Origin of the sequence: Dictyobacter vulcani, from assembly GCF_008974265.1 — a bacterium.
In the GTDB taxonomy this organism is placed as follows: domain Bacteria; phylum Chloroflexota; class Ktedonobacteria; order Ktedonobacterales; family Ktedonobacteraceae; genus Dictyobacter; species Dictyobacter vulcani.
Window position 1 is genome coordinate 512,609 of the sequence record NZ_BKZW01000004.1, and the last position, 13,035, is coordinate 525,643.

Sequence of the window (13,035 nt, forward strand, 5' to 3'; positions counted from 1 at the left end):
ATTCAGTCCTTGCGCGGCGGCTTGCTCAAAGGCATGCTGGCCGCTGATACCAGGGGGCAACCAGGCGACCAGGTGCATACCGGCTTCAGGTATGGTGATCTCCAGCAGGTCGCCAAGCTCCTGGAGAGCGCTGCGACCAGGGTGTTGCGGCGCTCTAAATAGAGCAGGCGCATCTTGCGCAGATGGCGGGCGAAATGGCCCTCGGTAATAAAGTCGGTCAGGGCGAGCTGTTCGAGTAACGGCGTATGTACATCGATCAGGCGGCGCGCGGCCATAAAGGCTGGCAGGAGCGCGGGTGGAATGATCAGGTAGCCCAGACGCAGGGACGGAAACAGGACCTTGCTGAAGGTGCCAATGTAGATGACGCGCCCGTTGCGATCCAGTCCCTGTAATGCTTGCAGGGGGCGACCACTGAAGCGATACTCACTATCATAATCATCCTCGACGATCCAGGATTGTGCTTCGCGGCTCCATTCCAGTAATTCCAGGCGGCGTCCCAGACTCATGGTGACGGCGGTCGGAAACTGGTGTGAGGGTGTGACGATGGCCATGCGAGCGTTGGGACCCAACTGCCGACCGGCCTCGACATTAATACCTTGCTCGTCGACTGGTACCGGTATTAAGCTACCTTCGGCGGCCATTAGCGCGCCACGGGCGCCGAAGTAGCCAGGATCCTCAACCCAGGCCTGCTCACCAGGATCCAGCAGGACGCGTACGACCAGGTCGAGGGCGCCTTGCGAGCCGGCGGTCAGGATGATTTGTTCGGGTGTACACTGGACGCCGCGTGTGATGCCGATGTGCGTGGCGATGGCTCGCGTAGCGGAGCATAGCCCTGCGCATTCTGGTAGAGCGAGACGCTTTGTAGCGATTGCCGTGCATGCCTGGCCAGCAGCCGCGCCCAGAGCTCATAGGGAAAATGCTTGACATCGGGCATGCCGGACAGAAACGGATTGGCATGAGTTGGGTCCAGTGTCGTATAGGAATCCGATTCATGTGAGGCTGTGATCAGCAATTGACCACGCCGTGCTATCTGTGGCTCTGCCGCTGGCTGCTGCGGACGTTTCCTGCTCACCTTGCTGGCTTGCTGTAACAGTTCTGGCTCTAGCCGTGACACGCGTGTCCCATCCCCCACGCGGCTCTCAATATAGCCATCCAGCAGCAACATCTCATAGGCCAGAGCCGTCGTATTGCGCGACACCCCCAGCTCACTGGCCAGCACGCGCGTCGAAGGCAGACGCGCCCCCGTCTCCAATTGGCCCACCAGAATCTGCGCCCGCAGCCGCTCATACAGCTGCCGATAAAGTGGCGCCGCCGCCTTCTGATCCAGAATAATATCCGGCTTCTTAATCGGTAACGCTCGTTTCGCCACCTTTCCCCCTTTTTTTTTATCAATCGCAGCCACCAGGGCCAATACGTTTCGGTGAAGTGCTTTTGTGGCGCCCTCTCCACGTACACCTTGCTTGCTGGTCACGTCGAACCAGCTCTCAACGTCTCGCTAAACGAAACGTATTGGGCCCAAGACCTGCCGGTACTCGTATTTCTTAAATGGCATTCTTACTATAGCGGAAAATGGCTCTTTTTACAAGTCCATTGTTATGGTATTCTACATCCACAAGTGAAAGAAACGTGTCTCTTAGAGAGATTATAGAAGCAAAGGATATAAACGCTATGAAAGCTAGAATGAATTACGGTAAGGCTGCTCCTGGAGCTATGAAGGCGATGAATGCACTTGAGGCGTATCTGGCTGATTGCGGTCTGGAGCCGGCTTTAAAAGAACTGGTCAAGTTGCGGGCCTCACAGATCAACGGCTGTGCCTACTGTGTCGATATGCATACCCTGGATGCACGCGCGGCGGGCGAGACCGAGCAGCGACTCTACGCGCTTCCAGTCTGGCAGGAGACCCCTTTTTCACGGAGCGTGAGCGGGCCGCCTTACTCTGGACCGAGAAGGTGACCTTGATCTCGGTTGATCGGGTGCCCGAGGAGGTCTATGAGCAGGTGCGCCAGCATTTCAACGAGCAAGAGATCACCAATCTCACCCTGGCCATTGGCACCATCAATATCTGGAACCGCCTCTGCATCAGCTTCCGCAGCGTTCCCGGCGAATATACACCTTCCTGACTCTTCTCGTCGCGTCTGTAACCAATACAGGCCCTTCTGATCATATGCTGATCAGAAGGGCCTGTATTTTTTTGTCCTTTAGACGGTTTCTGCCTGGCTGGCTTGTGTTTCCATCATGGTGGTGATGGCATCGGCGGCGTCGTAGGCTCCGCCGGAGTCGCGGACCGTTTCCTGCATGGCTTCGACGTTCTGGCGGATAGTTTCGTCATCACCGACGCGCTCAACGGCTGCGCGCAGGACTTCGGTGCTCAGTTCGTTGGGATTGAGGGCCACGCCTAATCCCAGGTCGGAGACGCGTTGCGCAGTCATGCCCTGCTCTGGCTGCTGTGGCACGACGATCAGCGGCACCCCATAATAGAGGGCCTCCATCGTACTATTCATGCCGCCATGGGTAATAAAGACGCGAGTTTTGGCGAGCACTTCAAGCTGGGGAAGATAGGGCGCGACCTGGAAGTTGGCCGGTATTGGTCCCAGTTGCTGCATGTCGATGCGTTGTCCGTGGGCCATCACGACATGCCAGGGTCCATCGCCAAAGGCCTCGAAGCAAAGCTTGAAGAAATCTGGTCGATTATTCATTACCGTGCCCAGCGAGATATACAGGACCGGTTTCTCCTCACTGTTCTCGATCTCGAAGGCCGGTGCATCCTGGCGCGCAAAGATTGATGGTCCGACAAACATAAAGCGCTCGTCGAAGGTGTCGCCGCCTGGCTGGAATGTGCGTGGGATAAAGCTGATATTCAACGTTTCATTATGCATCCACATATCCTGTGGACGAATCGGCGCGATTCCATAGCGGTTACAGAGTTGTTCCAATTCCTGCTCAAACGCGACTATTTCCGGACCCTGGACCCCTGAAAAAGGTCCCATGGCCATGGGGGGGTGTCCTGATGGTGCGCCAGGCTTCGTGGCAGGCGTGTCGGTGGGTTGTGTACCCTGGGCGTTGATGGGTTGCGTGGCAGGTGCGCCAGTAGGGGGTATGCCCCGACCAAAGGGACCCTGGGCCATCAGTGCGGCCAGGTTACGATGGGGCATATAGCTGGGTCGCAGTTTGACGGCGGTACACGCAGGATGCGGGCGGCCAGCAGGCCGGGCAGGCTCATAAAATCATAGATCAAGCAGTCGGGCGGCTCGGCCTGTAATAGCTCGATGATCTCGGGCAGGGACGCCGTGTTGATGCGTAGCATGTGGATCAGTGCCTGTTGCATGCCATCGCGTTGCTGATTGGGCATCGCGATGGGAGGTCCAAAATTCGGCGTCTGATAGGCATGAAACGTGGCCCCGGTTGCTTCAATCGAGTCCCGAAATTCTTCGGTCAGATAATAATCAACCTGTGCGCCGCGTGCTACCAGTTCCTCGGCCAGGGCCAGGGTTGGATTCACGTGGCCATAGGCGCCTACATTCAAAAACGCGTAACGTGTCATTTTCTTAAAACATCCTTTATAGATGAACTTTTCAGCAAATATGCAAGCAACATAATGCTTACGATTGCTTTTCAAGTGCAGAAGGACCACAATGGCCCATCGCTTCATCGCGGGCATCATGGCCCAGTGAGGTCACAAATTCCTGTAACAGGGCCACGAGCTGCTGACTCTTCTCAGGCCCCATTGCGCTCAAGCTCTTATTCAAAGGACTCTCGCCGCTGGTGCGCATGAGCCGCTCCAGTGTTTCGCTACCCTCTGGTGTGAGCGATAGGGGCGTGCGGCGACGGTCCAGAGGATCGCGTTCCCGCTGCACCAATCCTCTACGCACCAGGAGCTCGACCGTTGGAGCCAGCGTCGAAGGATCCAGCCCCAGATCTCTACTCACCTCATTCAGAGCCATCGCCCGATCACTGATGCGGCGCAGCACCAGAAACTGATGCGGAGAAAGCCCGATCTCAGCATCCTCCAAACGCTGCATCAACTCCTGTCGAGCCGTCTTCATCACCGTCGTACACAGCATGCGCACCGTATCCGCCGCCGTGCCTGAATTGCTATCCATCTTGCCGTCCTTCATCTGTAAGCTCATGGGTTTATTTGTAAATCCAATAATTTGTTCACCAAATTATATTCCACCATAAGCAAACAAGCAAGGTAGATTCGCCCCTTGAGGTCTCAGCTCGACTAATAAGCGACGCAGAAGCGCTGGCGGCTGAAATGGGGCTGTTCGACCTCGTCGATGATCGCCACGGCGAAGTCTTCGGCGGAGATCTTACTTTCGCCATGTGCATTGGTGAGTAACTGATCGGTGCCAGTACGATATTGGCCGGTGCGCGTACCTGGCTCAATCAGAGCGGCAGGACTGACATTGACCCAGTCCAGTTTTTGTTCTTGCTTATAGACATCCAGGGCGTCGCGATGAGCGCTGGCGATCCCTTTCCATGCGGGGGGAAATTGGGGGGTGTCGGCTAACTGGACGCCAGGGGCTACCTCAAGGCTGCCGGCACCGCCGACCGCGATCACACGCTTGATCCCCGAGTGGCGTACGCCTTCCAATAATGAACGCGTAATTGTGACCAGTTTCTCAGGATCGGCATCCAGGCCAGGACCCAGCGTGCTCACGACTACATCATGACCCACTACTTTTTGCGCGATACTCTCAACATCCATGACATCGCCGGCTACCACCATCAGATTGGGATTGGATAGATCCATGCTGGCAGGATCGCGCACGATCGCTGTTACCGGATGACCGCGCCTCAGCGCCTCATTGAGTACACGTTGACCGATCATACCCGTGGCCCCAAACAACGCAATTTTCGCCTTCATATTACACTCCTGTTTTATCCAGATATTAGCCGCACCACTAACAAAAACTCCTGCATCCAGGACACCAGACTGGCTCGCCCGGGCCCGGTCCTGGCGCTTTTTCAACTTCCATCATGTCACCAAAATCTTCCACCTTGCAATGGAACATCTTCAGTTATAATACGCCCCAGCAAGCCGAACAGTCGCGTCGCGGCAGCCCTGGTGGCTAATACGTTTCACTTAGTAGCGTCAGCGATTGAGACGCCGAAGAACCGTGAGCAGGTTTCTCAGCGTAGCGGCAGGGCCCCTTGAAAGACAATCGTGAACGCCGCTCACACGATTGCAAGGTAGGGCTTGAGCCTGCGACCTGATCACGTCTGAGAGGTTCCTCACACACGTAGTCGTGGTGAGGCGAGCTCATCCCGCCTTTGGATGGTGCTTACTCGTACGTGAACTGCTAGCAGGCCCAAGACCTGCCGTTCCGTTGGGAGAGGTGCTAGCAGGCCCAAGACCTGATACTTTTCACTTAGCGATATGTTGAGAGATGGTTCGACGTGACCAGCAAGCAAGGTGTACGTGGAGAGGGCGCCACACGCGGAGGCCGCCCTGCTGCGTTTGCGCAGGCCAGCGTGCTCGAACGACGCGCAGGGCTGTGGCGCCTACAGGGATCGTGTGTGCCGTACCGTGGCCTGCTCGCGCAGCAACGTGGTGGGTGAGCGCGTGGATCCTCCCCGTACCGGTGCGGAAAGGATCACGACACACGATCCGTCGCGGTGGAGGCGCCACAGGCATGCGCTGCTCGTTGAGCCCCTCGCTCCATGATCACGCCGCATGCCGGCCTCCGCGTGTGGCGCCCTCTCCACGGACGATCCGCTGCTTTTTTTCACAACAGCTTTTGTAACCACAAAAGCGCTTAAACGAAACGTATCCCACGGGATGCGCAACGAGGTAAACTCAGGCAATGGAATCAATTGAAAACCTCAACAGGAAAAGGAAAGGAAGCAAAAGCCTTGCATCGATAGACTTCGATGAAGAGGTGATGCCCAGCCAGCAGCGCATCGGAAGGGTTGCCAAAGACAGGAAAAAAGGCTTACGCGACGGCTTGAGCAGGAGGGCCAAACGTTTCGAAGAAGCGGACGGGCAGGCCATGTAAAAGAACAGAGAGCCTGGGAGCATCAGCGGAACGGGCATTGCGAGCGAGGCGCTGGGACCAGGAGAGCCGATAATGAGCACGCTGCTCGCGAGTCAGCAGCGTCTCGTCTGGCTTCAGAGGATGTGCTGGCTGTGAGGACTGAGGGCAAGCTTCCCAGGAAAAGGTGGCTGTTTCTCGCCGTAGGAGCTGGGTCCAGTGACGGCGCACAGAGCGACGAGGCCAATCGCGCCAGAGCAAGGGAGCCGACGGAGACACGGCGGGAACATGCGGCAAGGATGGCACCGCAGGAGCAGAGAGCGGATCAGGAGGCAGAGGCCAGAAGACGGCACTGACGCGGCGTGGTTTTTTGGTGGAAGGATGTTCTTGACACTGCTCGCGCAAGGGGCAAGCCCGACAGAAGCCAATGCGGCCCGCATACAAGACACGCAGAGAGCCATCATGTTCGGGTCGACGCTCTTGCGCGTACAGCGGATGATCAGCGGGACAGCGCAAGGTACCGTCGGGTTGCAGCGTAAACACTGAGCCAGGAAAACCGCCGGTAAACGAGCGTTTGGCCCACTGCGCAGGACCATAGATTACCGGAGCGGCTGACCCACTGGGAACGGCTGGCTCACTGAGAGCGACTGGCAAAACTGCGTGAGCCGGAGCAAATTCGGTCGTGCGCACTGTTGCGGGAGTCAGATGCAGGCCGAGTTCCATCCGCAGGTTCCAGAGCCACTGAACCAGGATCTGGAAGCATTCCTGTCCCCAGGCCGTGTGAGAGACCCAACGGTCAGCGTCCTGTTCACCATCTTCATCCGCCAGCACGGTTTCAAAAGAACCGCGATGCAGATACACATCCAGGACATCTTTGGCGCTGAAGGCAGGGCAAGGCAGCGTTGAAACAAAGAGCTCGTAGACAGTCTCCGCTCGCTGCTCCCCAACGGAGGGAGGGTCTGAGGTGGCTGGATGGGTCGCCACGATCACGCGTACCAGAGGCCCCGTAGGGGAAAGCGGGACGGCTGGACAATCAAACAGGGTCCGGGTCATCTGGCTTTCGGGGTGCGTACAGGTGGCAGCGGGAGCGGCAGCCAACACGGCCTGCATTTCCGCCACATCCAGCAGGTGGTAATCCTTGTGGCGGGCCACCACTGCCAGGCCCGAGGTGAGGACATCGCAGAGAGGAGCAGCATTGCCATACAGGCCGTCGAGGCGGATGACGATCTGCTGGGCAGGTACACCAACCTGCTTTCCATAGTCGAGCAGAACCTGGATCGCTCGCAGCAGTTCGCCCCGGTAATCGCCGTTGCCCGACCCTCCAAAGGTTCCCAGAAACTGATGGGTATGAGCTTGGAGCACCACGGTCCTGGTGCGTACGACTTCCCCGCGCTTGCGGCCCTGATACCCTTTGGCGCACACCTGGTCAAAGCGACGGCGCGCAGCAGGCAGCGACTCGGCCTGGGGCAAGGCGCGTTGGCGAGCGACCTTTCGGGTGCCATCCACATCCGCGACCAGCCAGCTCTGCCCACACCGATCGATGATCCCGCCGGGATCAGGAAACGACGTGCGGGCCTGCACGTCTTGCTGGAAGAGGGTACGCATGTTTTCGACGCTGGCCTGATCCAGCGCCGCCAAAAAGCGAGAGAGCGCGGAGCGCGAGGGCAAACGCTGGCGGCCAAAGAAGGCCATGAACTCGTCGGCAAACGGCACAAGGCGCTCGTAAAAGGCTTGCAAGGTCGGTTCACCGGAAAGCGCGTAGCCGACGAGGACCACGACAAAATCGATGAGATCGTAGGTCCCCATCCGGGCGCGCGCGAAGCGGACTCGTTGGGTGATAGCCGTGAGAATACCCGTCTGGGTGAGGCTCTGAGCAAAAGCTGCCGCTTCTCCCATCCAATTGGGAGTGGAAGGTTGCGACTCTGGAGTCGTCTGGACGGTGGTGGTCGAATGCGTCATACTAGAAAGGTGTCCTCCTTCTGAGAAAAATTTTGAGGTTTCTTCTCTTATAGGAGACACTTTTTTTTAGCGTTTCGCCAGTCTCTGCGGATCAGTTACAAATCTCGTTGCGCATCCCGTGGGCGTATTGGGCCCAAGACCTGCCGTTCCGTTGGGAGAGGTGCTCACTGAACCCCAACGGAACGACCAGGATGTGCTTACGTGAAACGTATTGGCTACCAGGGCTGCCGCTACAATGGACTCCTTGCTATATTCGGAAATGGCTCTTTTGGCAAGTTCATTGCTATGGTAGTATACATCCGTCTAATCAGGAGGGAGAGCCATATGATCAGTATCAGCAAACTTGAGTCGTCTGACAGAGAGGTCTGGGAAGCTTTGTTCCGGGCCTACATCGACTTCTACCAGCGGGTTGCGCCGCCCGAGATGTATGAGCGGGCGTGGCGCGAATTTCAGGCGGCCACGTCCCTGCATGCCTTTGGGGCAAAACTGGATGGGAGGCTTGTTGGGATTACCCACTTCTTCGTGCATCCCAGCACATCAGGGCCGGATGTTTGCTATCTCCAGGATCTCTTTACTGCCCCGGATGTACGTGGCAAAGGCGTGGGGCGCGCCTTGATTGCCGCAGTGACTACCTGGGCACAGACGCAGGGCTGTGCCCGCGTGTACTGGCATACCCACGAATCCAATAGCACCGCCCGCAAACTCTATGATAAGGTGGCCGAGAACCGTGGCTTTATCAAGTATCAGGTGGACCTGCCACGCTAGAGCGTAACCGAATTGAGTCTTCATTTACTTTATCCTACAACACTTTTTATCAGCATTTATCAGTTATTATGTGGCATAAACATATCTCTGAGTGAGATTTGACAAAAAATTTACAATCTTTCTGGCGAGAGGAAACTTTTTTGATCTCTTACAACTATAATCTGAGATATAATAGCATTATAGTTTGTCGATGAAAGATGGTTTTATATATGAGTCAGACAAATCCTCAGAGTGTGAAGCAGAATCGACGTGATAAGCAGCAGCGTCGCGAGGCTGAGCGCTTGCGTGCTCAGCAGCGTCAGCGCAAGAATGTTGCTATCATCATCGGTAGTATTGTGCTGGTGGTTGCGGTGATTGGTATCTTTATCTGGCGTTCGATGTCTGCTGCGACTCCTGCTACCAAGACACAATCGACCTCTACGCCTACGCCAGCTCAGACGGCGTATTCGGCGGTGAATGGGATTACCTGTGACCCCAAGGAGCAAGGGACGTATCATGTCCACGCGCATTTATCGATGTATGTCAATGGAAAGGCCGTGGCACTGCCTCAAACCATTGGTATCGCTGGCGATAATTCCTGTATTTATTGGTTGCATACCCATGATACCAGTGGCGTTATCCATATTGAGGCGCCGGCGCAGCGATCTTTCTTGCTGGGTGATTTTATGCAGCTCTGGAAGCAGCGCTTCTCTAGCCTGAATTATCTACCACAACTGGATCAGCCACGGGTTGGAAGGCGTATGTGGATGGGAAGCCTTTCAGTGGCGATTTCCGCACGATCAAATTGCAAGCTCATACCCTGGTGACGCTGGCCTATAATTCGCCTAACGTCAAACCGGACACGTCATTTGCCTGGCAGGGCCTCTAGTCGCTTTGTCTCTACGTATCTGTAGCGCAAGCGTCCTTTCATTTCTATGCGAGAGGACGCTTCTTTTGTGAGTATGTATGAACTCGATACAACCCTCGTCATCCATACCCCCCGCTGAGCGGCCGCTATGGCGCAATCGCGATTTCCTGTTGCTCTGGAACGGGCAGACGATCTCGATACTGGGAACCAACGTGTCGACGCTGGCACTGCCGCTGCTGGCGCTGACACTGACGCATTCGCCGGCCCAGGCTGGCTTTCTGGCGGCGATGCGGCTCCTCCCTTATCTTTTGTTGAGCCTGCCTGCAGGTGCCTTGATCGATCGCTGGAACCGCAAGACGGTTATGATCTGTTGCGAGCTCACGCGCTGGCTGGCCCTGGGCTCGGTCCCGCTGGTCTTTACCCTGGGACATCTGACGCTGCTGCACCTGTATAGCGTGGCTTTTGTAGAGGGAACCGGCTATGTCTTTGCCAGCCTGGCCCAGATTTCCGCGCTCCCCCGTGTGGTTGGCCCCTCGCGTCTCGCGCAGGCCTACGTGCTGGACACCGTTACCGAGTCCCTTGGCACACTGCTTGGTCCCGGACTGGGCGGCTTTATTATTGCCCTGACGCTACCAGTGGTGGTTCTGGGTGCTTGCTATGCCTACCTGGCCGACAGCCTATCCTATCTGGTCTCATTGCTCTCGCTGCTCTGTATCCGCACCTCCTTCCAGGCCGAGCGTCCCAGGGGAGAGAAACGTGCCCTGCACAAAGAGATCCTGGAAGGACTGCGCTTCCTGTGGCGTCAGCCCTTGCTGCGCACCATGGCCATGCTGACCATGACCGTGAACTTCTTGCAGGCTCCACTCACGCTTGCTGTGATCATCCTGGCCCGCAACGACCTGCACCTGGATGTGCGCATGCTTGGAATTATGCTTGGCATCAGTGGTGTTGGTGGGCTTGTCGGTGGCCTCTGTGCGCCATGGCTCCAGACCCGTGTACGCCGTGGACCCGCCTTGATCGGTTCGGTCGTACTCTGGAGCCTGGCCGTGTTCCTGCTGGCTATAGCCTCTTCCCCGCTCCTCGTCATTATCGGCAGCACCCTCACCAGCCTGGCCTGGCCGCTCTACGGCGTCATCGTCGTCGAGTATCGCCTCACCCTGACGCCCGACCACCTGCAAGGCCGTGTCAACAGCGCCTTCCGCTTCCTCACCTATGGCAGCGAACCGCTCGGCACCGCCCTCGGCGGACTCCTCCTCATCCCCTCGGACCCCGAGGAGTCCTCGCCACCATCGCCGCCAGCCTGCTCCTCACCGCCCTCCTGGCCCTCCTCACCCCCTGCGCCAGGCCTGATACCATAGATAGAGAGCGTAGCGGCAGCCTTCACGGCTAATACTTTTCGTTGAACGAGTTTTGTGGCGGCGAAAGACGGTGGGTAGAAAAGCAGCGGATCGTCCGTGAAGAGGGCGCCACACGCGAGGCCGGCATGCGGCGTGATCGTGGAGGGAGGGGCTCAACGAGCAGCGCATGCCTGTGGCGCCTACATGGAAACGGATCGTGTTTCGTGAACCTCTGCGCACCGGTACGGGTAAGATCCACGCGCTCTCCCATCATGTTGTTGTGTGAGCAAGCACACGAGATATGATCCGTCTCCATGTAGGCGCCACAGCACTGCGAGTCATGCTCACACGCTGGCCTGCGCAAACACAGCAGTGCGGCCTCCGCGTGTGGCGCCCTCTCCACGTACACAACGCCACGCTATGGGGTTGAGGTTATCTCTTACGTGAAACGTATTAGCCGTCAAGGCTGCCGCTACGGTGGGAGCGGTGCCGTTGTGTGCCAACCTCTCAACCAGGGTGTGCTAAACGAAATGTATTGGCCTTCACGGCTGCGACCGCTGCTGCTACGTTCGTTGCTTTGCTATGAGCGCAGCGCTTGATAGGTGTGGCGTATGGTCTGGGTATGGGGATGCTCTGGACCCAGGTTGCGCTCGCTGATTGCCAGGGCTCGCTTGACCAGTGGCTCTGCCTCGGCGTCTTTGCCCTGCGCTTGATAGAGAACAGCCAGGTTCAGAAGCAGTTCTTCTATGTGCTCCTGGCAGTGCTCGATCACGGATTTCGTTCGCTCATAGACATATTCGTCTGCGCGAAAGAACTGCTCGTCCAGCGTTCTCATGAGCTCAATATTCTGGCTGTAAGCCTGGCGCAAGATGCTGCAGAGCTCATCAAGCGTTTGATCTCCGATCATGTTCCATTGTTTCCTCCTTCCTCTAGCATAGTTCCAAAACTCTAGCGTTTTCTAGACATTTTGGGTTGAGAGGGAATGACTATCCTCACAGGATGCACTACTAAAGACGCTGGTAGCGCTACCAGTGCCTTATTCACATCCTCTATCCCATTGCTGAAAGCATCTGGGAGTGCTTTGCGCAAAATGTTATAGCTGCCGTTCACATCGGTATTGAATGCTCTGCCACTCTTTGCCTTGTACAAACCACGTGATATCCGTCTTCCACTGAAGACAGGTTTCTGCTCACCCATTTTCCCGTAGACGGGTATCGTATCCAGATCAAGGAAACTGGCTTTGCTCGTGTAGCTTTCCTCTTGCACCATGACAGAGATCCCGACCAATGTCGCTTTGTAGGCCTTCAGAGCCGCAAAGAAGGACGTCCAGTTCTTGTCCAGAAGCCTGAGTACTTGCTGAGACACTTTGGTGGGAAGGGCACGATACGCCTCGTGCTTCTGCATGATCTTATCTATGGCATGATAGTTCACGTACGTACCAGTGAAGATGAAGTGCTGTCGGATCTCATAGAGTGCAGCATTGTAGAGATTCTTGGAGGCAAATGCCGCACGATCAAATGCCGCACGATCAAGAGCCGCAAAGCGTGGATCAGTTTGCTTGATCATGTGCTTCTCGACCAGTTGCATCATCCTCTCCCTTCTCTCATTCTGCGACAATCTGCTCGGTTGTGCGTTTGGCTCGTCTTGGCCCGTACAGTCTGGCACAGAAACTATACATGATCGAAACAAGCTCGGCCAGGACATCTTCTGTTCCATCGTCAGCCTGGTTCACGCCCTTGCCCTTTGAGTAAGGTTTCAATGGAGCGAAACCCGAACCTCGTCCCTCTATCCTTATGCTCCACCACGATGAGCGTGATCGATTGATCAGAAAGCAGACCAAGGAACATTGGACGGCTCTCATTGACGCCTGACCCGACTTCTTTCACCACCTTCGCCACCTGATAGCCTTTCGCTGCACAATAGGCAACTAAGCGCTCTGCCTGACTGTTGAGATTGGATGTATTCTCAGCAGAAGACACACGAGTGTAGACCGCCACTTTTTGCAGCATCTTCTGCTCTTGAATTTCTTCATCCTCAACGATAATGGTCCGACCGAATCTACGACCTTTAATGTGTCCATCATGAAACCACCTCCAAGCCGTTTCATAACGGACACCTTTTGCTTTGGCATAATCACGTAACTTCATGGACG

12 protein-coding genes and 3 pseudogenes are annotated in these 13,035 nt (G+C 56.4%); 4 read left to right on the forward strand and 11 right to left on the reverse strand.

What is annotated here, in order from left to right:
- Positions 1-2 precede the first annotated feature (2 nt).
- Complete coding sequence (locus KDW_RS34590; protein WP_233098027.1) at positions 3-809, reverse strand: aminotransferase-like domain-containing protein; 807 nt, start codon at positions 807-809, stop codon at positions 3-5.
- A complete protein-coding gene (locus tag KDW_RS34595) occupies positions 749-1,471 on the reverse strand; it encodes a GntR family transcriptional regulator (RefSeq protein ID WP_233098002.1) in 723 nt (240 codons plus the stop codon). The genes KDW_RS34590 and KDW_RS34595 overlap by 61 nt, the downstream gene beginning before the upstream one ends.
- 197 nt (positions 1,472-1,668) lie before the next feature.
- Between KDW_RS34595 and KDW_RS36310 the strand changes: the two are divergent.
- Positions 1,669-2,120, forward strand: a pseudogene (locus tag KDW_RS36310) (carboxymuconolactone decarboxylase family protein).
- A gap of 78 nt (positions 2,121-2,198) precedes the next feature.
- Here KDW_RS36310 and KDW_RS29665 read toward each other — a convergent pair.
- The 6 genes from KDW_RS29665 to KDW_RS29690 all read right to left on the reverse strand — a co-directional run bounded on the left by KDW_RS29665 (position 2,199) and on the right by KDW_RS29690 (position 7,934).
- Positions 2,199-3,152 carry a macrolide family glycosyltransferase gene (locus KDW_RS29665; protein ID WP_151759498.1) on the reverse strand — a complete coding sequence of 318 codons (954 nt, stop codon included), beginning with the start codon at positions 3,150-3,152 and terminating at the stop codon, positions 2,199-2,201.
- Positions 3,125-3,541 carry a glycosyltransferase gene (locus KDW_RS29670; protein WP_162005740.1) on the reverse strand — a complete coding sequence of 139 codons (417 nt, stop codon included), beginning with the start codon at positions 3,539-3,541 and terminating at the stop codon, positions 3,125-3,127. Before KDW_RS29670 ends, KDW_RS29665 begins: the two co-directional genes overlap by 28 nt.
- Before the next feature lie 58 nt (positions 3,542-3,599).
- Positions 3,600-4,100, reverse strand: coding sequence for a MarR family winged helix-turn-helix transcriptional regulator (locus tag KDW_RS29675; RefSeq protein ID WP_162005741.1), 501 nt, complete (start codon positions 4,098-4,100; stop codon positions 3,600-3,602).
- 122 nt (positions 4,101-4,222) lie between these two features.
- Positions 4,223-4,867, reverse strand: a complete 645-nt coding sequence (locus KDW_RS29680; protein ID WP_151759501.1) for an NAD(P)-dependent oxidoreductase — start codon at positions 4,865-4,867, stop codon at positions 4,223-4,225.
- Between the two features lie 501 nt (positions 4,868-5,368).
- Positions 5,369-5,638, reverse strand: coding sequence for a hypothetical protein (locus KDW_RS29685; protein ID WP_151759502.1), 270 nt, complete (start codon positions 5,636-5,638; stop codon positions 5,369-5,371).
- 298 nt (positions 5,639-5,936) lie between these two features.
- A complete protein-coding gene (locus KDW_RS29690; protein ID WP_151759503.1) occupies positions 5,937-7,934 on the reverse strand; it encodes a hypothetical protein in 1,998 nt (665 codons plus the stop codon).
- Positions 7,935-8,258: 324 nt separating this feature from the next.
- Between KDW_RS29690 and KDW_RS29695 the strand changes: the two genes are divergently transcribed.
- From KDW_RS29695 to KDW_RS29705, 3 genes are all read left to right on the forward strand, one after another.
- Positions 8,259-8,699 carry a GNAT family N-acetyltransferase gene (locus tag KDW_RS29695; RefSeq protein WP_151759504.1) on the forward strand — a complete coding sequence of 147 codons (441 nt, stop codon included), beginning with the start codon at positions 8,259-8,261 and terminating at the stop codon, positions 8,697-8,699.
- Between the two features lie 209 nt (positions 8,700-8,908).
- Complete coding sequence (locus KDW_RS29700; protein WP_151759505.1) at positions 8,909-9,505, forward strand: hypothetical protein; 597 nt, start codon at positions 8,909-8,911, stop codon at positions 9,503-9,505.
- Positions 9,506-9,644: 139 nt separating this feature from the next.
- A complete protein-coding gene (locus KDW_RS29705) occupies positions 9,645-10,904 on the forward strand; it encodes an MFS transporter (RefSeq protein ID WP_151759506.1) in 1,260 nt (419 codons plus the stop codon).
- Positions 10,905-11,463: 559 nt separating this feature from the next.
- Here KDW_RS29705 and KDW_RS29710 read toward each other — a convergent pair.
- From KDW_RS29710 to KDW_RS29720, 3 genes and pseudogenes are all read right to left on the reverse strand, one after another.
- On the reverse strand, positions 11,464-11,790 hold the full coding sequence (locus KDW_RS29710; protein ID WP_151759507.1) for a tetratricopeptide repeat protein: 327 nt from the start codon (positions 11,788-11,790) through the stop codon (positions 11,464-11,466).
- A 41-nt stretch (positions 11,791-11,831) separates the two neighbouring features.
- Positions 11,832-12,182, reverse strand: a pseudogene (locus tag KDW_RS36495) (transposase family protein); the annotation flags it as partial.
- Between the two features lie 304 nt (positions 12,183-12,486).
- Positions 12,487-13,030, reverse strand: a pseudogene (locus KDW_RS29720) (IS607 family transposase).
- Positions 13,031-13,035: the final 5 nt, after the last annotated feature.